General features: G+C 39.1%; 18 protein-coding genes. 15 read left to right on the top strand and 3 right to left on the bottom strand.

Translation table 11 applies throughout. The annotated features are described in order from the left end of the window. The first annotated feature begins 45 nt into the window (after nt 1-45). From ADICYQ_RS19390 to purE, 11 genes are all read left to right on the top strand, one after another. Nucleotides 46-1,065, top strand: a complete 1,020-nt coding sequence (locus ADICYQ_RS19390; RefSeq protein ID WP_020889665.1) for a PepSY-associated TM helix domain-containing protein — start codon at nt 46-48, stop codon at nt 1,063-1,065. A gap of 548 nt (nt 1,066-1,613) precedes the next feature. Continuing rightward, a complete protein-coding gene (locus ADICYQ_RS19385; protein WP_020889664.1) occupies nt 1,614-3,983 on the top strand; it encodes a TonB-dependent receptor in 2,370 nt (789 codons plus the stop codon). A gap of 19 nt (nt 3,984-4,002) precedes the next feature. After that, a complete protein-coding gene (locus ADICYQ_RS19380) occupies nt 4,003-5,241 on the top strand; it encodes a DUF4374 domain-containing protein (RefSeq protein ID WP_020889663.1) in 1,239 nt (412 codons plus the stop codon). A gap of 225 nt (nt 5,242-5,466) precedes the next feature. Next, nucleotides 5,467-5,796 (top strand): DUF6686 family protein, encoded by a 330-nt coding sequence (locus ADICYQ_RS19375; RefSeq protein ID WP_146947527.1) that lies wholly within the window; start codon nt 5,467-5,469, stop codon nt 5,794-5,796. A gap of 14 nt (nt 5,797-5,810) precedes the next feature. Further along, nucleotides 5,811-6,503 carry a hypothetical protein gene (locus tag ADICYQ_RS19370; RefSeq protein ID WP_051160294.1) on the top strand — a complete coding sequence of 231 codons (693 nt, stop codon included), beginning with the start codon at nt 5,811-5,813 and terminating at the stop codon, nt 6,501-6,503. A 561-nt stretch (nt 6,504-7,064) separates the two neighbouring features. Next, entirely contained in the window at nt 7,065-7,358 is a 294-nt protein-coding gene (locus ADICYQ_RS19360) for a hypothetical protein (RefSeq protein WP_020889659.1), read from the top strand. Nucleotides 7,359-7,368: 10 nt separating this feature from the next. Further along, nucleotides 7,369-8,874 (top strand): PepSY-associated TM helix domain-containing protein, encoded by a 1,506-nt coding sequence (locus tag ADICYQ_RS19355; protein WP_020889658.1) that lies wholly within the window; start codon nt 7,369-7,371, stop codon nt 8,872-8,874. 395 nt (nt 8,875-9,269) lie between these two features. After that, on the top strand, nt 9,270-11,048 hold the full coding sequence (locus ADICYQ_RS19350; RefSeq protein ID WP_020889657.1) for a MutS-related protein: 1,779 nt from the start codon (nt 9,270-9,272) through the stop codon (nt 11,046-11,048). Nucleotides 11,049-11,127: 79 nt separating this feature from the next. Continuing rightward, nucleotides 11,128-11,280: a lmo0937 family membrane protein gene (locus ADICYQ_RS27225; protein WP_146947531.1), complete on the top strand. Its 153-nt coding sequence runs from the start codon at nt 11,128-11,130 to the stop codon at nt 11,278-11,280. Between the two features lie 314 nt (nt 11,281-11,594). Continuing rightward, complete coding sequence (locus tag ADICYQ_RS19345; RefSeq protein WP_020889656.1) at nt 11,595-12,734, top strand: 5-(carboxyamino)imidazole ribonucleotide synthase; 1,140 nt, start codon at nt 11,595-11,597, stop codon at nt 12,732-12,734. Then, nucleotides 12,731-13,249 carry a 5-(carboxyamino)imidazole ribonucleotide mutase gene (gene purE / locus ADICYQ_RS19340; protein ID WP_020889655.1) on the top strand — a complete coding sequence of 173 codons (519 nt, stop codon included), beginning with the start codon at nt 12,731-12,733 and terminating at the stop codon, nt 13,247-13,249. Before ADICYQ_RS19345 ends, purE begins: the two co-directional genes overlap by 4 nt. Nucleotides 13,250-13,431: 182 nt before the next feature. Here the strand turns inward: purE and ADICYQ_RS19335 are convergent, their stop codons facing one another. Then, complete coding sequence (locus tag ADICYQ_RS19335) at nt 13,432-13,791, bottom strand: DUF3127 domain-containing protein (RefSeq protein ID WP_020889654.1); 360 nt, start codon at nt 13,789-13,791, stop codon at nt 13,432-13,434. A gap of 438 nt (nt 13,792-14,229) precedes the next feature. Here ADICYQ_RS19335 and ADICYQ_RS19330 point away from each other — a divergent pair, with 438 nt between their 5' ends. Together ADICYQ_RS19330 and ADICYQ_RS19325 are read left to right on the top strand one after the other, a co-directional pair. Then, nucleotides 14,230-15,333, top strand: coding sequence for an MBL fold metallo-hydrolase (locus ADICYQ_RS19330; protein WP_020889652.1), 1,104 nt, complete (start codon nt 14,230-14,232; stop codon nt 15,331-15,333). A 312-nt stretch (nt 15,334-15,645) separates the two neighbouring features. Next, nucleotides 15,646-17,442, top strand: a complete 1,797-nt coding sequence (locus ADICYQ_RS19325) for a hypothetical protein (protein ID WP_020889651.1) — start codon at nt 15,646-15,648, stop codon at nt 17,440-17,442. Between the two features lie 43 nt (nt 17,443-17,485). Here the strand turns inward: ADICYQ_RS19325 and ADICYQ_RS19320 are convergent, their stop codons facing one another. Together ADICYQ_RS19320 and ADICYQ_RS19315 are read right to left on the bottom strand one after the other, a co-directional pair. Beyond that, a complete protein-coding gene (locus ADICYQ_RS19320) occupies nt 17,486-17,881 on the bottom strand; it encodes a VOC family protein (protein WP_174779581.1) in 396 nt (131 codons plus the stop codon). A gap of 2 nt (nt 17,882-17,883) precedes the next feature. Then, nucleotides 17,884-18,381, bottom strand: a complete 498-nt coding sequence (locus tag ADICYQ_RS19315) for a ClbS/DfsB family four-helix bundle protein (RefSeq protein ID WP_020889649.1) — start codon at nt 18,379-18,381, stop codon at nt 17,884-17,886. A gap of 253 nt (nt 18,382-18,634) precedes the next feature. Here ADICYQ_RS19315 and ADICYQ_RS19310 point away from each other — a divergent pair, with 253 nt between their 5' ends. Next, on the top strand, nt 18,635-20,527 hold the full coding sequence (locus tag ADICYQ_RS19310) for a mechanosensitive ion channel family protein (RefSeq protein WP_020889648.1): 1,893 nt from the start codon (nt 18,635-18,637) through the stop codon (nt 20,525-20,527). 119 nt (nt 20,528-20,646) lie between these two features. Beyond that, nucleotides 20,647-21,219 carry a sugar O-acetyltransferase gene (locus ADICYQ_RS19305; RefSeq protein WP_020889647.1) on the top strand — a complete coding sequence of 191 codons (573 nt, stop codon included), beginning with the start codon at nt 20,647-20,649 and terminating at the stop codon, nt 21,217-21,219. Nucleotides 21,220-21,369: the final 150 nt, after the last annotated feature.

Below are 21,369 nucleotides of genomic sequence, written 5' to 3'. Positions count from 1 at the left end.
GTTATAGCAAAGCTTCACCTATGGCTCGGATTAAGCTCCGGGCTTGTGGTGTTTATTGTGGCTGTTACAGGGTGTATTTATGCTTTTCAATCTGAAATACAGGATTTAACCCAATCTTATAGATTTGTAACACCTGAAGAGACATCGATTTTACCACCAACCACGATTTGGGATAAGGCTGATGCTGCTTTGCCTGACAAGCATTTACATGCAGTTTTGTATGCTACCCCAGATCGGGCAGCTCAGGCTATTTATTATAGTTTTGAAGAGCATTATTATTATTTCGTCTACGTCAACCCTTACACTGGTGAGGTCTTAAAGGTAAAAGATGCTTATGCTGATTTTTTCAGATTGGTTCTGGATGGACATTTCTACCTGTGGCTGCCACCAGCCATAGGGCAACCTGTAGTGGCTTCTTTTACACTGGTGTTTCTGTTTATGGTTATTTCAGGTTTAATACTCTGGTGGCCTAGGAAAAAGAAAAACCTTAAGAGTAGTCTTAAAATCAAATGGAGTGCACGCTGGAGGAGAAAAAACTATGACCTGCATCAAGTAATGGGTTTCTATGTAATGGGCTTTGCGGGCATTTTCGCCATTACTGGTTTGGTATGGGGTTTTGAATGGTTTCGGGACACCGTGTTTTTCGTAAGTTCGGGTGGAGAGGATTATGTAGAATACTATACTCCCCTTTCGGATTCTACAGCTGTTTACCAGGATACTGTTCCTGCACTGGATGCTGTTTGGATGAAAATGAGAACCTTGTATCCAAATGCTGAGTGGATTGAAGTACATCCTCCTGAATTTGAAAATGCGGCCATTGCTGCCAATGCCAATCCTGATGCGGCTACTTATTGGAAAATGGATTACAGGTATTTTGACCAGAACACATTGGAAGAATTACCTGTAAGGCATATCTATAACCGTTTTGATGAAGCATCTATTGGGGATAAAGTAATGCGTATCAATTATGACCTCCATGTAGGGGCCATTGCGGGTTTGCCGGGTAAAATTTTCGCTTTTCTGCTAAGCGCAATAATTGCTTCTTTGCCAGTAACCGGTTTTTAATTTGGTGGGGTAGAAGAAAGAAAACAAAAAGGAAAAAGAAGACAAGACTCTCCCCTCTAAACAGGAGGAGCAATTGGAAAATGCATAAAGTAGAAGCTTATAGAGCCAATCACACCTTATGCTGTGGAGGTTATCGTTTGGATTTAAGGAATTGAAATACATTTTATATGTATTTTAATCTTTAAGCCTAATTACCTCGTGAGCTTTTCTTTTTCGTGATTCTTATTTTTTAAAAAGCAACACCTCAAATTTTTATGGTTGCTACAATCCCAAATGATGCTGGGAAAGGCATTCTTAAATCTTTTTAAAGAATATCCAGCATTGAGTTGTTGTGTGATATATCTGATCAAATCTTGAGGAAAAACGCCATTCAAAAAAACTTTTAAATTAATTACAAAAACGTTTGGCTACTTAAACGTTAGGCCTTAGATTTGTTTTAATTTAAAATTAATCTAAATAACAATAACAACAATAATCAAAAAAGAAGTCTTACAGCGGCAACTGTAAGACTTCCGGTAATCACTTCCTAATTCTCCAATTAAAAAGCAATGCAATATAATAAAATATTGTCACTAGTATTTTTGTGCCTTTTATTTACTCAGACTGTTTTTTCACAGCAAGACAGGGTTTTTTCAGGCATAGTAACAGATCAACAGGATCAAGCGATTCCTGGTGTCTTGGTTAAAATTCACGCTCAAAATACGGGCATCGTCACAGATCTCGACGGTAAGTTCACCGTAAACTTGCCTTCCGGCAAAGAGTTTACATTAGATTTTTCTTTTCTAGGATACAAAACCTATCAGGAAGTTATAGCTGCAAGCACCAATGGCAAGAAGCTTAAAATTCAACTGGTTGAGGAAACGACAGACCTTCAGGAATTTACCCTATTAGGGAAATCAGAGTTAAGTGAAATTAGAGAACGCGCTTTTAACGTAGAAGTTGTAGACGCCAGAAAGCTTCACCATACCAATCTTGATTTGGGTCATGCACTGGACAGGGTTTCAGGTGTAAGGGTTAGGGAAAGCGGCGGTGTTGGCTCGAGAATGAATTTTTCCCTCAATGGGTTTTCAGGCAAGCAGGTGAAATTTTTTATTGATGGGATTCCCATGGATGATTTTGGTTCCTCTTTTCAGCTCAATAATATCCCTATCAATCTGGCCGAGCGCATAGAAGTCTATAAAGGTGTGGTGCCTATCGGCCTGGGGGCAGATGCCTTGGGCGGTGCAGTCAATATTGTTACAAAAAACGTTCGGAAAAACTATGTAGATGCATCTTATTCCTATGGTTCCTTCAATACCCATAGGTCTGTCATTAATACTGCTTTTGTAGCAGAATCCGGCTTTACATTTCAGTTGAATGCTTTTCAGAACTATTCTGACAATAACTATTGGGTAGATGTGGATGTAGCGGACATAGAAACAGGTAAATATTACCCAAACCAGCGTGTGCGCAGGTTTCATGACACCTATCACAATGAGACAGTGATTACACAACTTGGGGTTCAGGGCAAGCCTTATGCAGACAAGCTATTAATTGGCCTGACAGCTGGGAAAAATTACTCAGAAGTACAGACTGGAGCTCGTTTGGTGTCAGTTTTTGGGCAATGGCACCGTAGGGGAACAATCCTCATGCCGACCTTTAAATATCAAAAAAGAGACCTTTTCACGAAAGGCCTGGATGTGAATGTGAATGCCAATTACAATTTCGGCTCTGAACAAAACATCGATACGGTCAATCGTCGCTACAATTGGTTTCAGCAGTACAAAGAATATGATGTGCCTGGAGGAGAGCGCTCGTACACGCTCTACAAGTTTAATAACAACAATGCTGTCCTCACGGCGAATGCCCATTACAATTTTGGGATTCACACTTTTGCCATCAGCAATGTATTTAATAGCTTCAATCGCATGGGGAGCGATGCACTTAATCCAGACAATGACAAATACGAACAACCTCGAAAAAGTCAAAAGAATATAACAGGTGTAAGCTATCAGTTGAATTGGGAAGAGAAAGCCAGTGTTTCAGCTTTTACTAAAATCTACAAGCAGACCAATTATTTCACATTGTCTTATAATCCCACGGGAAATTATGGAGATGTAGCCTATCGCGACGAAAGGGAAAATTTCACCTACCCGGGATATGGGATTACTGGTTCCTACTTTGTCACAGGAAATATTCAGGCCAAAGCCTCTTTTGAGAAAAGCTACCGCCTTCCCGAGCCAGAGGAACTCTTTGGTGACATGGTGAACTTGGAAGGGAATTTGGACCTAAAGCCAGAAACCAGTTACAACTATAATTTGGGTCTGAGTATTTGGAAGCAACTCAGCAGAGATCATCGGGTTGATATTTCTGCCAATGGTTTCTACCGTGACGCAAAAGATTTCATTCGGGCCAGACTGAATAATAACCAAGCCATGCAGGTGATGGATAATCTCTACAGCGTAACCAATATCGGAGTTGAAGGAGAAATTCGCTGGACCTATAAGAACCTGCTTTCTGCAGGTACCAATATTACCTATCAAAACCTTCGAAACAATACGGAATTTGAGGAAGGGCAAACGTCTTCAAGTATAGTCTATCGTGATCGGGTGCCAAACATGCCATACCTCTTTGGAAATGCTGATGCAAGGCTGATGCTTCAGGATGCTTTTGGAAAAGGTAATGACCTCAACTTCGGCTACAACCTACTTTATGTGCATGCATTTTACCTCTACTGGCCAAGCCTGGGAGCTGAGAAATTCGATGTGCCTCAGCAGCTTTCTCATGATGTCAATCTCACTTATACCACCGGAGAAAAAGGTAGACTTCAGCTGATTGCTGAGTGCAAAAATTTACTGGACAGTAAACTCTATGACAATTTCAGCTTGCAGAAACCAGGACGGAGCTTCTCTGGCAAAATCAGATATTTTATTTATTAATTCTTACACACTAATTCTTATGAAAACCAATTTTAACTACCTATTAGCTTTTGCGGCATCCTTGACTGTCGGTTTCTCTAGCTGTAACCCTACAGATGATCCCGAACCAGATCCTGTCCAACCGACTACTGAAAGTCGCTACATAATTGCATCCACTCCTATCTCTTCTGATGGAGTAGCAGATTATCTTTTGACTGCTGAAAGCCTGACTGAAGGGACAGTGAGCACACTAGGTAATGGCGTGGAGCAAGACGGGACATATCGGTATTATGTGACGCACAAAAACAAGTTTTTCAGCATGCTTTACGGGCAGGGAAACCCGGGAGCCGTGACTACTTATGAATTAAATGCTAATGGCGACCTAGAGAAATTGTCTGATTTTCAGTCAGAAACAGTGCAGGCTTTTGGTGCGATGGACGATGATATAGTGATGGTGAAAATAAGCAGGAGTGAGACCAATCCTTTTGCCTCATGGTATAGAATGGATGCTGATCAATTGCAGATCGTAGATGAAGGTACCTGGAATCAGGTAGAAATAGCTGACAATGGAGAACGTGCTTTTTTCTCATGGGTTACTCAGGTAGGAGACAAGCTTTTCGCTCCTTACTTCAGCATCAAGGCTTGCTGCAATGACAGTTTTGGAACTAGCTACCCTGATAGTTCGTGGGTTGCAGTGTTTGATTACCCTAGTATGGAATTGAATACAGTGATTAAAGATGACCGAACCAGTTTTCTTGGCAGGTATTTTCTTTCAGGTCTTGAAGTGGATGAGCAGGGGGATGCATATGGTTTTTCAGGTTCAGTAGCTTCCTCAAATGGGGAAATGACTTCGACGCTTCCTTCGGCTATCACAAGGATAAATAAGGGGACTTTGGCTTTTGACGAGTCCTACTATTTCAATGTGCAGGAGCTGGCTGATGATTATTACATCACAGCAAACACCTATGCGGGGAACGGTAAATTTATTGTAACAATGAATAAAGAGAAAGGTGCTTATACTGTAGGCAAGCGCTTCGGTGTAGCTGATGTGTATAACAAGACTTTCACATGGGTGACTGGCACTCCTGCAGAAGCTTCGATCGTAAATGTGACTATCAATAATTATTCTGCAAAGGACGGTCTAGCTTATATTGGGATCACGACCGAAGACGGAAGTTGGGTGTATGAATTCAACGCCAATACCGCTACGGCCAATGAAGGTTTGAAGGTAGAAGGTGGAAAAATTACTGCCATCAGCCACTTAGAACCTGCGGATTAATCGCGTCTGGAGAAAAATTTTAAGTCCTGGGTGAGTTGTCGCTATGTTTCGGGCAGCAGATGTGACAATTAACCCCAGGCCCTAATTGATTCGAAAAGCAGCAGGCTAGCCATTTCAGAATTTGTTTTCAACGATCTTTTTGTCTTCATGATATTGGCTGTGCTCATGACCAAAACTATTGCATAATCAGTAATAAGAGAATTACCAAACTCTAAATAACCGAAAATGTCAGTATGTAGAACCGAAATAATCTATCAAAACAAGGATTTCATTTTTACCAAATGTGTGGATTGTGACCGAATGGGTCTGATGTACCATCAAGTGATGATTGGCTTCGACGAGATAAACTTTGCAGCTTTCATTAGGTATTTGAAACAGTTGGATTTTGAGCAATACAAATTTCCATGCCTTGACGGCGTGGATAGGGTGTTCATTGAAACCTATCACCATGACATCCAATTTACATTTTCGGAAGAAGAGTTTTACACACTAAAAGCTGGTGCCATTGAAGCCAATGAACAGCTTCAATTAATAGAAATGATTCGAAAACTTTAAGTCAAATATTTCAAATGAAAAAGTTAACATTAAATACAGTTTACCTGACCCTTTTGCTTTCCCTACTTGCTTTTAGTGCTCAAGCGCATGCATTATGGATACATACTTCGTCCAATACTGAAATTGGAAAAACACATGACTTCAAGGTGTATTATGCAGATTATCATGAAAATGCCATTGAAGCGTTAGCCGATTGGTATTCAGATGTGGAGGATTTTGAGCTTTGGTTGATCAGCCCATCAGGGAAGAAAACCAAATTGGAGACGAAAGCAAAGGAGGATCATTTTGAAGGGAGTTTTGCCGTGGAAGAAAAGGGTGAGTACCAGTTGCAGATAAGCCATACGGCAAAGGTATTAAAAGGGACCACAGCCTATCAGTTCAATGCTTATGCTCAGGTTTGGTCCGGGAAAGGAAAAAAGGTTTCAAAACAGCAAAGGGATCTTTCTCTGTCAAGGAAACAAAAATCATCTTCTTTCCAGGTAAACTATAAAGGTAATGCCCTGGCTGATGCTTCCATCAATGTATTGGGACCAGATAAGGAGAATAAGGAGATTCTTACTGGGAAAAAAGGCAAAGCTAAAGCCACTATGGAGCGCAAAGGAAAATATTTTGCAGAAGTAACCTATACAGACCAACTGAATGCGGGGGACCCTTCAGGTTTAAAAGCAATTTGGAGATGTGCCACTCAGGTGATTGAGGTGGAGTGATTTCCAAAAACGACAGTGGGTACTTTTTAACGTGATTTTTAAGCTTAGATCCTATATTTTTAATATTGATTTTTTTCATCAGGGTGACCATTATTGCTTCGTGGTCGCTCTGATGTTTCTAGTTATTGAATTTGGAACAGTTGCCTATTAAAGGAATGGAAAAAATGGCATTAGCGATCACAAATCCTATTGCTTAGTACAGGATAAATATAGACCAGAGAAAGATAAAAAGATGATTACATTAAGCACAATTTTTACCCTGGCAGGGTTTGAATTTTTTTACCAAACGTCTCATAAAGCCACTCTTTTACGGCCAGTTTCATTGGAAGCATGGTTTAAGTCCAATGAAAAATTGGCGAAAATTTTGGGTTCCGTTTTATTAGTCATTGGGCTTGTTTTGTCAATTTTCGGATTGGGCATAGGCGCGGGCAGCTTCGCATTCACCTGTATCCTAATGCTGATAGGGAGCCTGGTAGTAATAATTTCTCCACTTGGCTGGATTAAAACGGGTTGGCTACTTACAGGATTTGGTGTATTATTTATCCTTGAATTATTATAGTCATGCCAGCCAATAAAAAACACCTATCGCCCAATTTTCTACATCGCTTTTCAAGGATTACTGCAGGCCTCGTAGGAGGCTATTTAGTTACAGCGTCCTTTTTTCTTGCCCTCTCCTTCCTATGGGATAAGGCATCAGTCCTTTATACACTGGTATTTGGTGGATTTATACTTTGGGTAACCCTACTGATTATAGCATTCATTGCAAAAAAAGGATGGAAAGTATGGGCGATTTATTTGTTGCTCACCCTTGCCTTCTCCACGATCGTCTATTTCTGTAAACCTCCATCCCTTTAAATTACAACTCATGAGCAATAGGATATACAATATTCTTTTCCACACCCACACCATTTCAGGCATTTTCATCAGCCTGGCCTTGTATGTTATTTTCTTTGCTGGATCTTTTTCTTTCTTCCGTGATGAAATCAATAGTTGGGAAAGAAATGAGTCGCTGTCTGAAGGATGGAAGATGGGAGAAATGGATTTTGACAGGGTGATTGATTCTCTAAAAGCGAATGATACTTTGGTAAATAGAGACATTAGTTTTAATCAATATTATGATGAGCAGCGTTTGACTTTAAATATTTCTCCACCTAAAAGTGTTGAAGAAAAGGAGACCAAAAAACGTAGGAGAGGGACTTTCATGTACATGAATACCCAGGATTTGAAAACGTATGATCGTAAGAGTTCTTATTCTTTAGGAGAGTTCCTGTACCGATTACATTTTTTTGCGCAGCTTAACTTCTATGGTCGATCAGGTTATCTGTTGGCAGGAATTGTCGCCTTCTTTTTTCTTTTTGCAGTTATCACTGGCGTATTGGTTCATTGGAAAAAAATTGTTAGCAATTTTTTCATGTTTCGTCCCAAAGCCAGTATTAAAAACCTTTGGACAGATGCACATACTGCACTTGGGATTTTGGGTTTGCCTTACCAGTTCATATTTGCACTTACGGGTGTATATTTAATTGTAGGGACTACGATAATGTCTCCGGCCATTGTGAAATTTATTTATGACGACAATACAGAAAAGGCCTATGATGATTTTGGCTTTAACGCACCTAAATATGCATTTTCAGGAAAAACTTTGCAAAGTGAATATGCTATCAATCCATTTCTAAAGGAAACAAAGGAAAAATGGCCTCAATTTGACATTCGATCTGTTAATATTTATAATTATGGGGATGAAAATATGCATGTTAGTTTTTCAGGTATGGCGGACTTTGACCGAAAATTTGCCAGCGCAGGGATTGTCACCTATAAGGTTTCTACAGGAGAAATTGTAGGCGAAGAAAACCCTTTCAAAGACGTTTCCTATATAGATGGTTCCAGAGCAGTATTGAAGCGCCTTCATTTTGGAGATTTCGGTGGTATAACCGTAAAATTAATTTACTTTATTTTAGGAATTATTACCTGCTTTGTGATTATATCAGGCGTAATGATATGGTTGGTAGCGAGGGATAAAAAGCATGTATCGCCGGTAAAAAGAAAATTTAATGCCTGGCTAGTATGGTTTTATTTGGCAGGATGTCTAAGCATGTATCCTGTTACAGCCTTCAGTTTCCTCATGGTGAAACTAGGTCTTCAGGATCCATCCGCTGATCGGGAGGCATTTATTTTTCAGGTATTTTTCTGGTCCTGGCTCCTGCTAACCTTGGTTTTTACTTTCATTAAAAACAATGGCTTAACCAATAAGTGGACATTGGTATTGGGAAGTGTTTTGGGGTTGATGGTACCGATTGCCAATGGAATAGTAACAGGAAACTGGCTCTGGGTAAGTTTGGCAAGGGGGTTATTCAGATATCTTTTTAATTGATGCTTTTTGGTTGGTTACTTCTTTGAGTGCCTTGCTTATTGCTTTGAAAATCAAGGATAAAAAAACCGTTCCAGATAAAGCTGAGAAATTGATGCCTGCTTAAGTATATATAAGATAAATGCATTTGATTTCGACGACACCATAGCATCGCTATGGTGTTTTGCTATTAGGGTTGTAAATACCTGGGCCCATGATTTAGGGTATTTTAGTTCAGCTTGATATGAAATGGAGATAGGGAGTAGAGTTATGCTATTTACAATTGCTCCGATTATTTTAACTTTTTATACTACATTTATATTTCAATAAGCCTGGATTGAGCATTAGATTTAGTGGCGATTAAAAAAGCCAGTGTTTATTTCCATGTTTCCGCCTTTTGACAAAATATCCTCTACTTCATGAATACTGAATTTGACCTTTCCGATCCTGATAAAAAACTAGCGTCCATTCGGGACAAAGTCCTCCTATTGTCTTTTGGACGCCTTGGGCTTTTCTTGTTAATGCTCGTACTTCTTGTTGTGGGAATTTCTGAAATACACTGGCTGCTAATTCTTTTTTTTCCAGTAACTTTTGTATTTGTATCCTTGATCCTGAAGTTTAATAAGGAAAAAGACCGTGAGGCTTTTTACAAGGCAGTAAAGGAAATGAACGAAAATCGGGTAAAGCGTAAAAACCGGGAATTGAAAGAATTTGATTCTGGGTTGGAGTTTATGGATTCCGCTCATCCTTTTTCAAGTGACCTGGATTTATTTGGAACGCACTCCCTGTTTCAAATGATCAACCATACCGTGAGCCGGGGAGGAAAAGCACTATTGGCCAATTGGTTGAAAACGCCTCTTGCTCCAAAGAAAGCGGCCGAAAAACAACAGGCATTGTTTGAGTTGAGTAGCAAGAAAGACTTCATCTTTATTTTTGAAGCCTTTGGAAAGGCTTTCATGAAAAAAGACAATGCTACAGATGGAAAGGCAAAGTTTTATGCCTGGCTTAAAAATAGTCAACCCTGGCATTCACTTTATTTCCTTCCTATGGTTTTGGGCCCAATAGTGGGCTTAATTGTTCTTTTTGGGGCTTTGTACAGTGTATTTTCTACCCTATACCTGAGCATTTTTATCTTAGTGGGAATGGGACTATTGGGTTTGATCTTCAAACCTTTGATGGAAGCCATGAAAGCATTGCCTAATGACAATGACCTAAAGACTTTACAAGCCTGGGCAAAGCTTCTTGAAAAGGAACAGTTTGAAAACCCTCTTTTATTAAAGCACCAAACACCTCTTAAGCAAAAGGATTTCCTGGCCTCAAAAGCGCTCAAACAATTGGAAAGTCTCACTTTCTTGGTAGAGAACAGGACCAATATGTTGTACCTTATTTTCAATCTTCTTTTTTGGGTAGACTTTTATGTCTTGTACCGATTAAAAAAATGGAACGAGCTTGCCGGCCAAAATATGAGGGAATGGGAAGAAACATTTGAAAACTGGGAAGCTTTGGTTTCTTTGGCTTCATTTATTGAAGAGGAAGAGCTGTCTACCAAAGTAAACTGGACAGCAGAATTTTCATTTTCTGGGGAAGCCATTCGGCACCCACTTATAGCGCCTAAGACTTGTGTCGCTAATAATTTTAGCTTGAAGGAAAATGAGAAGGTGGTTCTGCTTACGGGTTCCAATATGTCTGGGAAAACGACCTTTATGAGAACCCTTGGTATAAATTTAGTCCTGGCAGGAATGGGAGTCCCTCCTTTTGCAAAGTCCTTTAGTACTGGACCGTTTTTATTGTATACCAGTATGAGAAATACAGATAGTCTAGGTGAGAGTGTAAGTTCATTCTATGCTGAATTGGCTAGAATTAAAGGGGTATTGGAAAAGGCTGCTGCAGGAGAACCCGTTTTTTACCTATTAGATGAAATTCTGAAAGGGACCAATACGGCCGATAGGGTTTTGGGAAGTGAGGCCTTGATCAGGCAATTGGCGAAAACCCAGGCTAAGGGAATCATTTCTACCCATGATATTGAGTTAAGTACTTTGGAAAAGGAACTGCCCTTTTTGGTGAATTACAGTTTTCACCATGACATTAAGAAGGACGAGATTGTTTTTGACTATACCATTAAGAAGGGGTCTTGCCCGAATTTTAATGCGCAAAAGCTTATGGAGTTGATGGGAATAAAAATAGAAAACGCATCCTAGAGAAAGTGGTTAATTCGTTTTGGCATAAAAATTGGTATTATATCCTTAAATTTTATAACCATAACTAATCCAAACAACCATGAGTTCTCTATTGTATTTAATCGCACTTATTCTTGTTATCGGATGGATTATAGGTGCCTTTGTGTATAGCGTAGGCGGTCTAATCCATATTTTGCTTGTTTTGGCTGTGATAGCTGTATTGTTCCGCCTTATTAGTGGAAGATCGGTCTAGCATACGCAATAAATAATTAGAAAATTTGAGGGTTATCCTAATTGGGTAGCCCATTTTTTTTGTCTATTTTTTTCTTAGGAAACTCACATTCAAAACCTGAATACTTTGTTTTCAAGCAAGCAGAATCGTTTTCTCGATTGCCTAAAAGCCATTGCTAATGGTGTTAACCCACTTAAAATTTGCCTAAAGAAAACCGGTATTTGAAAGTTTAAATTGGTCTATACAGATTAATTTTACTTGCCACTGGTGTTCCCTGCAACATAATCGGGGATAATCCTTAATTTTGCAGTACAAAAACGTAAAATTACCACACTGTGCAGAAAAACTATCAGCAAAAAACTCTTGGGATTTTGGGTGGAGGTCAATTGGGAAGAATGCTTATCCAATCTGCCATCAATTATAACCTTGAGGTTCATATTTTGGATCCCGACCCGAATGCTCCCTGCAAATACCTTAGCAATAAATTTGTAAACGGAGATTTAAAGGATTACGATGCAGTTTATGCCTTTGGAAAAGATTGCGATGTCATTTCAATTGAAATAGAACATGTAAATACCGAAGCTCTTTTTCAACTTGAGAAAGAGGGAAAAAAAGTTTTTCCACAACCGCATATTATAGCGCTTATTCAGGATAAAAGGACCCAGAAGCAATTTTATTTAGACCAGGGAATCCCCACCGCTCCATTTATATTAACAGATAATAAGGAGGAGGTAAAGCAAAATGCTGATTTCTTGCCAGCAGTAAATAAACTTGGTAAAGAGGGTTACGATGGTAGAGGTGTGCAAATGATGAGAACAGTCGAAGATCTGGAAAAGGCTTTTGATGCACCAGGCTTATTGGAGAAATTAATAGATTTTGACAAAGAGTTGGCGGTGATAGTGTCCAGAAATGAAGCTGGGGAAGTTAAAAGTTTCCCTTCCGTGGAATGTGCCTTTCACCCAGAACACAACCTGGTAGAATTTTTGTTTTCGCCTGCAGATATTAGTGCAGAAGTGGATGCCAAAGCAAGAGAATTGGCAGAGGAGGTTATCCAAAAGCTAGACATGGTGGGCTTGTTGGCTGTTGAGCTGTTTTTGACAAAGTCTGGTGAACTACTCGTTAATGAAATAGCACCTCGGCCTCATAACAGTGGACATCATACCATAGAGGCTAATTTTACTTCTCAATTTGAACAACATTTAAGGTCCGTAATGGGAATGCCATTGGGCGAGACTGGACTAAGAGGTCCTGCAGCCATGATTAATTTGTTGGGAGAAGATGGTTTTACAGGTGATGCCATAGTGGAGGGATTAGATGAAGCCATAATGGAGAAAGGCGTATACCTTCACCTATATGGTAAAAAAATCACCAAGCCATTTAGGAAAATGGGACATGTTACGCTTTTAGCAGATGATGCGAGCTTGCTAAAAGAGAAAGCAGAAAGAATAAAGGAACTTATAAAAATAAAAGCATGAGTGAGATAAGAGTAGGGATCATCATGGGAAGTCAATCAGACCTTCACATAATGTCTGAAGCAGCTAAATTTCTAGAAGAGATGAATGTTGGTTACGAACTGACAATCGTTTCGGCACATAGAACACCAGTTCGCATGATCAACTATGCCCACGAAGCTAAAAAAAGGGGGCTGAAGGTAATTATAGCAGGAGCAGGTGGAGCAGCTCATTTGCCAGGAATGGTGGCATCTCTTACCAGTTTGCCGGTAATCGGTGTGCCCGTAAAATCCTCCAATTCCATAGATGGTTGGGACAGTATACTTTCCATATTACAAATGCCTTCAGGAATTCCTGTGGCAACTGTTGCACTAAATGGCGGTAAGAATGCTGGCATACTTGCAACATCCATCATCGGGGCTTTTGATGAGGAAGTCTCACAGAACCTGGAAAAATTTAAACAGTCCCTTTCTGATAAAGTGGAAGAATCTGCGAAAAATGTAGAAGAGCTAGGTTGGAAAAAAGTGTTAAACAGTTAAAAAGAATAAAAAAAGGCGGACCCTGTTAAAGAGTCCGCCTTTTTTGTCCACTTAATTTTTATAGCTGATTTTGAGATTATTCGCTCAATATCAGTTAAAAGCGACTATATATTTACAATTGGTTTGTTTCCTTTTCAGGTTAGCCAGATAGTTTTGTTTTTTCTCTGGGTTTGAATTAGCAATTAGAAAGGCAAAACGTCACCATCATTTTCATCATTAAACGTGGTTACATCAGGCATATCATTGTTTTGCGCTGGAGCAGGAGCAGCATTAGCAGAACCTGAAGTATTTACCTTCCAAATTTTAACATCTGTGTACCAGCGACTGTTGAATTCCCTGCTTTCAACTTCTATACTTGCAGTCAATTCTTGTCCTTGCTGAATATTAAATTGATCGATTTTGTCTCCCCATACGGTTAGACACACTTTTTTAGGGTATTGACCAGCTGTTTCCAGAATATAGTCCCTTTTTTTCCAAGTGCCGTTTCTACCGTTTCCGGATTGTTCCTCAAGTGCTTGTATGATTTTTCCTGATATTTCCATTTTCTAAACTTTTTTGATGAAAAAACGAAGGTAATTAAAACCTGTTGTATTTTAAAACGAGTAAGAAAGCCCTTTAGAAAATACTATTCGTAAATTAAGCAGAAGAAACGCTTTTATTCCAGATTATGTAATTGGATTGTCTATTGCAAAACCTCAGTTTATAGATGGATTATTAATTCTTAAGGCTGTTCCTACTTTAGGAAATAAATCAAACCACAAATGTCATTTGATCGTAAACTTTGGAATTACTTCTAAAACCATATGAATACGTTGTTTTTACAACAGCCTGACGCAATATTTTAATTTTTCCACATGATTTTTTATAACTAGCGGCAAGAAAAAACAGTTTTAAAGTAACCTCTAAAAATCTCTCTTTTCAAAAAGAGTTTATTATCCCAATTTAAATAAATGAAGACACTTAAAAAGATTATATATAGTATGATAGCATTACTGATAGGAACAATTGCCTTAGTTGTCATTGCTGGATTTTTGTTCTTACATTTTAGTCCCGAGTTTGGAGGTAAGGCCAGCGAAAAACAAAGAGCGCTATACCCTAAATCAGAGCACTTTAAGGAGGGGAAATTTATTAATAATGGTGACGTAAATATGGAATTGAGTGGAGGAGATATGCTCAAAGCCATTAAAGGGATGATACGACCAATACCTCATTCGGTTCCAGATGAAAACATTGAAACGCTTAAAATCGACTCTTTGGATATAGTACAGTATGGGCCAAAAACGAGGTTGGTATGGTTTGGGCATTCCTCCTTTCTATTGCAGATAAGCAATAAAACCATCCTGATAGACCCGATGTTCGGAAATGTACCTGCCCCCCATCCAATGCTGGGCACCAAGCGGTTTAGCAGTGAACTTCCAATTGCGATTGAGAAGATACCTTCTATTGATGCTGTATTCATTTCACATGATCATTATGATCATTTGGATTATGGCTCTATTCAAAAGTTGAAAGACAAAGTAAAAACCTTTTATACCCCTTTGGGAGTTGGGGCACATTTAGAGGCTTGGGGAGTTGATCAGGCAAATATTGTCGAGTTGGATTGGTGGGAGGAAGTGAATTTTGAGGATTTGACCTTTCGTTGTACACCTGCCCAGCATTTTTCTGGAAGGGGTATTTCCGATAGGGCCCAAACTTTATGGAGTTCATGGATCATTCAATCTCCAACCGAAAACCTATTCTTTAGTGGCGATAGTGGCTATGCGTCCCATTTCAAAGAAATAGGAGAAAAATATGGGCCTTTTGACCTGGCTTTAATGGAGTGTGGCCAATACAATGAATTATGGCCAACGGTGCATATGTTTCCCGAAGAAACGGCCATGGCCGGAGTAGATGTTAAGGCTAAAACAATAATGCCGATTCACTGGGGAGCTTTTAAATTGTCTCACCACACTTGGACCGATCCTGTAGAGCGGGTTACTAAAAAAGCCGAAGCATTGGGGTTAGGTATTATTACGCCAAGAATTGGTGAACCAATTGTATTGGACAGTCTTATCATGTCTGAACCCAACTGGTGGCAGCATTAGTGTGATATGAAGGGCTTATTTATTGTCCTTTTTAATAGTTACCAATAATGAAGAAAAGGTTGAATAGCATTTCTCTTTCTGGGTTAAATTACTTTAAAGCAGGTCTTTTGAAGATAATTTCCGGGTAGTTGTAATCTGTGTAATTGTCTCTAAAAAGAAATAATTTGTACCTTTGAATTCGAGACTTTAAGCGGTCATTTTTATTTTACAAGCACAAGTAGACCAAATAGGTTAGGTGTTTTTTTCTAAATAGATGGATCCATATGATATATGGGCCGGTAAATAAATCAAGGAGGCAACATTGCGTTTACTATGAAAGACTATTCCTCATTTAAGCATCCAATTACGCATACTGAAGACATTAGAACAGTTTCTGAAATTGCTTCTAAGGAGCCGGTTTATAATCAATACTATATTTTGCCCCAGGATTGTGAAAATGGGGATCAGGTTGGCAAGGTTAATTTTTTGTGGAGCCATCAAAAATTTTTCAATAGAAGGTGGGCAACGTCTATTGATGATTCATCCTACACCTTTGAAATTAGCAATGGAAATGAGGACAATGCTTTCTCTGTTTCCGCTGAAGGCGAGCTGTCAATTGATAAAGCCTCTCTTTTTTCGGCAACTAGATACCTTACTGTTAGGGTAAAATTATTTGAAACGTATTTCGAGGAGACCATTTGCAAGGTTTATAGAATACCCATTAAGAATTGTGTTTATTTTGACTATGATGTAAAGGTAAAAGGAGCAGGAACAAGAAAGAGCCCGTACAAGGCATGGAAAGACCATTTTTATGGAAGTGCACCTGCTATTGCTACAGGAAAATCTGGCAATTTTTATTTGTGGAAAAGAGGGCAGCGAATAGAAGATTGGACCAAGGTCCAAAATCCGCTGGTTGGGGGAAAAAGGCCAGAATACATTACTTTAGGTGCTTGGGGAAAAGGTGCCCGACCAATCATAGATGGGAGCAATAACAAAAATTCTGAGCGATTTTGCGATGTAGGTGATGCCAGATTGAATGGTACATCCTTTACCATGGCCACTAACCCGGAAGGTGTGGCGCACAATATCTGTATCATGGACATTGAAACCGATTTTGACGGTGATGGAGAGTGGTATCCTTATCAAGTCGGTATGTACGGAAAAGGCAACCGGTTTATACGGTTGAAATGTAGTACCGTACTGGAGTGGGAAGATGGTTTTTTCTGGGTTAAAAATCACCCAGGAGCAGAAGGATCAGGTTACCTGGAGGCATTGTTTCAGGATATTGAAACCTATGACAGTAAATACAGAGCGATAAAATTTGAAGGTGGAGCTATAAAAGGCAGAAATTTCCGATGTTATACGACTGTAATCGATTCAGAAACCCCTCTATCAGCTGCCAACGCCCCCTTTGTTGAGCTTAAGTATGCTGACCTCCAATGTTTGGACAATAAAAGAAGCTTGGGTATACAAATCAGAGCGGAAGAACACACCTATGAGTGGTTTTACTTGAAAGGCTATATGGATGCGATGAATCCATTTAGGCATGTTGCCCACAATGGTTTGGATGAGAGTTTTGGGATTAAAAACTCCGGTTACAAACATATTCTGATAGATGGGTGTACCAGGTTTATATGTCAATCGGTAAACAATGGGGCTACTGATAAAAAACCAACTGGGATTTATTTCAAATATATTGATGTGATGAATTCATCCGGAGCCAAAGGAGGCCTCACTATTGCTCAGGATGCCTCAGACACTCTTATAGAAATGTGTAACCTTGGTGACTCGCCTGGAATTGTGATTTTTCCTGATACCTCTGGTACGGTAATTAGGAGCTGTACCGTTCCAGGTATAATAGATAGAAGGGCAACTGCTACCATTATTAATACCGTATATGGTAGATTGGCGGGTAATGGTGGAGGAAAAATAATCACTTCTGTTAGCCCATTAAAGGCTTCCTATTTTGTAGATATGTTTGATGGGAATTATCGACCAGCACCTGGCTCTCCTTTAATAGGAGCGGCAACAGAATTGAAACAAGCTTATGACCTGGAAGGAAATGAAATGCGTAATTTCCCTACCATCGGCTGTTATGAACTTGCTCCTGACCCTGAACCAGAAGAGTAAAGGCAGAAAAAGTAGCAGGCTAGAATGAATTAAAATTTGCTACTTAATTGTTATCAATAGGCGTGCATATCTCAATTAGAATACCATTAATGTCTCTTAAATAGCCTACCTTTTGGCCCCAGGGCTTTTCTTTAATAGCCTCAAATTCGGTAGCTCCTGCATCAAGGGCCCTTTTAAAGTCTTCTTCAATGTTCTCAGACACAAAGGCCATTTCCATTCCTGCAGGCTTATCACTTTTGACCATAGGATTATAGCCTTTACTGAAGTTTGAATTGCCTAATGCAATGGAGGCAAAGGATATGGTTGTTTCTCCGGAGAGGAGTTCACCATAATCGTTTTCTGGTGTGACGAATTTCTTATGGAAGCCAAATGCCTTTTCATAAAATGCGATCGTTTCCTTGACATTGTCCACGTAAAATATCGTATAGCCGTATTTCATAATTACTTCAGAGATTTTTTTATCAGTTTTAATGCCCAATCATAATGACTGGAGGTATTAGAGATCAGGTAAGCAGCCAATGAGGTGGTACCTGTCCAGTGGTATCGTTTTTTCTCAAATAGTTCCTCTTCGCTATGTTTGTCCATGATTTTATGGATTTCCAGATGAGAGTGAAGCAACAATTTTAAGGTTTCTTTCAGTGGAATATCTTTATTTTCTTCTCGGATTTTCCTGTTTAGTGCTGGAAGGGTTTTCCATGTAAACCCAGGAAAGGGAATGTCTGGCTTCTCTCCTTTCATTCCTACCCTGTACCATTCTAACATCAACAAATGCCATTGGTGCAGGTGGGCCAACACATCCTTAATGTCCCGATTTAAAGTACCAGCAGGAAACGTTTGATTAACCTTTTCCTCTGGGTAATTATTTACCAAGTCAATAAGCTTGTCAAAATTTCCTTGGCTTAAGGAAATCAGTTCTATTTTAGATTTTGGTCTGGGCATTTAACGTGTTTGTTTTTATTTGAGGTTCGGAAAGATTAAAAGTGCTTTAAGGTGACTCCCTTTACCTACAGTTAAGTTAGATTATAATCTTTTAAATACCAAAAATGGAAATCGAAGCCGGTGGGGTCGACTTACCGATTGTTAAATCAACTGCTTGGGAAATGGTTTTCTTTCCTATGGCTTTTAGGTAGTCCGCCGGAATCTACTTTTTTATTAACCTTCTTTTACTATATTTATAGCTTAAAATAGCACTATGAGGAAAATTTTTCGAAGCGCATTACCATTTGTTTTACTATTGTGTGGCGTGGCTTGGGTTTCCTTTGGACAGACAGATAGTCTGTCACAATACAATGACTCTATCAATAATGCGAATTTACTCGAATACAATAAAAGGCTAGCGGAAGTTGAAAAGGAGAGAGTGGCTGATTCCTTGAAAAAAGCGGAATTGGAAGCTCAGCTTTTGGAACTTAAAACTACCGATAACCTTCAAAAAAAAGATTTAATCAATCAGCTTGAAACGATCAAAGAGAACGATAAAAAGAGGCTTGCTGATAAAATTGCACAAATTGATTCTCTGAGAAATACGGAAATAGGATATCCTGTTTTAGGGTTTAAAAAGGACACTTTATTCCTTATCCATACAAAAATGGGCGCTGCATCCCCAATGGAAAGGGCGCTTAGTATAACAAGAAAGATCAATTTACTATATGAAGATGATTTTTTAATAAGTGACTCTATCCATATATCTAAAGCAGAGGACACCTATGACATCATTTATAAAGACCTGATCATTACCAGTATTTCGGAGAATGATGCCCTTTGGTATGGAAAAAGCAAGGATGAACTTGCCGAAAGCTTCCAGCAAATTATAAAAACTGCTATAGTTGAAGCGAAGGATGATAACAGTTGGTTAAAGTTATTATCGAGAATAGGTTTGGTGGCTTTTGTAATTCTTGTTGCCTGGATTTTCATTGGCCTCATCGGCAAAGGTTACGCGAAACTGGTTTTAAATTTTGATACCAATAAGGAGCATTGGCTTAAAGAATTATCCTATAAGGATTACACCTTTCTCACGGTTGACCAGGAAACCCAGATTCTGTTTTTTTTGATTAAAGTATTGCGATGGTTTGTTTACTTCCTTTTGCTATACATTACCCTGCCTATCATCTTCAGTATTTTTCCTTTCTCACGGGACTGGGCCAATGCGCTATTTTATCTGGTGTGGGCACCATTTAAAGGGCTCTTAGTATCCATTTGGCTTTATTTGCCAGAACTTTTCAAAATTCTGGTGATATACTATGTAATGAAGTATGTGATAAAGTTTGTGAAATATATCTTTCAGGAGATTGAGGCAGAGAAGCTTGTATTATCAGACTTTCATTCCGATTGGGCCATGCCCACATTCAGCATAGTCCAATTCCTATTATACGCCTTTATGTTTATTTTGATTTTCCCTCATTTGCCGGGGTCTGATTCAAATATATTTAAGGGAGTTTCTGTGTTCGTAGGGGTTTTATTCTCTCTGGGCTCTTCCTCTGCCATCGCCAATATGGTAGCTGGTTTGGTGATCACCTATATGCGGCCATTTAAAATTGGAGACCGGATTAAGATTGACAATGTGACTGGGGATATAATAGAAAAAACCCTGCTGGTGACCCGTGTAAGGACCATAAAGAATGAAGTAATTACCATTCCAAACTCCTCAGTGCTTACAGAGAATACTACAAATTATAGCATTGAAGCAAAAGATAAAGGCCTAATCGTTCATACCACAGTTACGATTGGGTATGATGTTCCTTGGCCAAAAGTCCACAAAGTCTTGATTGAAGCAGCCACAAGGACAGACATGATAATGGACGAACCTAAACCTTATGTTTTGCAGACCAGCCTGGAGGATTTTTACGTAGCTTATCAGATCAATGCCTACACACGTGAGGCAAGTAAGCAAGCGCTTATTTATTCCAGTCTGCACCAAAACATCCAGGATGTTTGTAATGAAAGTGACATCGAAATTTTATCTCCACATTACCGAGCAGCCAGGGATGGTAATATGACTACCATACCAGCTGATTACTTACCAGAGGATTATAAGGTTCCCCATTTTAATGTTAGGGTAAACAAGGGAAAGGATGAGCCATTAAAGTAATGCGGAATTTGTAGAGGAAGAATACCAAGTTAAGACATTGATGATTTTTCATTGCTTGAATTTGGACCTTATGTAAGCCTCGAATTCACACTAAACGACAGGATCATTTTTGACAGGTTATGACAGAAAAGCAAAAAATGTTAAGTGGTTTACTATACAATTCCAGGGATCCGGAGTTATTAGAAATGTACCATAGGGCAAGAAAGCTGGTAAAATTATACAATAACCTCGATTCAGAAGAATTAAACGAGCGGGACAATATTTTGACCGATTTGCTGGCAAATGCTAGTCCAGGTGTTTGGATTGAAGCCCCCTTTTATTGTGATTATGGAGCGAATATTTCAATAGGCTCAAATACATTTGTTAACCTAAATTGTATGTTTCTGGATAACAATACCATCACTATAGGAAAGAATGGCTTGATAGGTCCTTATGTGCAAATTTATACATCAGTGCATCCTTTGGCTGCTTACGAGAGAATAGTTGATGCAGAGAATGGTTCCCGCTACTTAACTTCATCGAAAGCAGTTTCCATTGGAGACAATGTTTGGATTGGTGGTAACACAGTCATTTTGCCAGGAGTGAATATTGGGAATAATGTGACTATAGGATCAGGCAGTGTGGTAACAAAGGATATTCCTGATGATGTTTTGGCCTTTGGAAATCCTTGTACAGTTAAAAAAAGCATTTGACCCAAAAAGTGTTGGGTGATCGCAATTTGAATACTGCATTATTATGTAAGTACAAAGCAGACGATTTAACGTTCAGTTTTTGCCTTCATTGATTATTGTCAAAAATAGTATTAAATTAATCGTTGATTTTAGAATTGTGGCATGTTTAAA

Source organism: Cyclobacterium qasimii M12-11B, from assembly GCF_000427295.1.
Lineage (GTDB): Bacteria > Bacteroidota > Bacteroidia > Cytophagales > Cyclobacteriaceae > Cyclobacterium > Cyclobacterium qasimii.
This window is presented reverse-complemented; position numbering and strand designations above follow the sequence as displayed.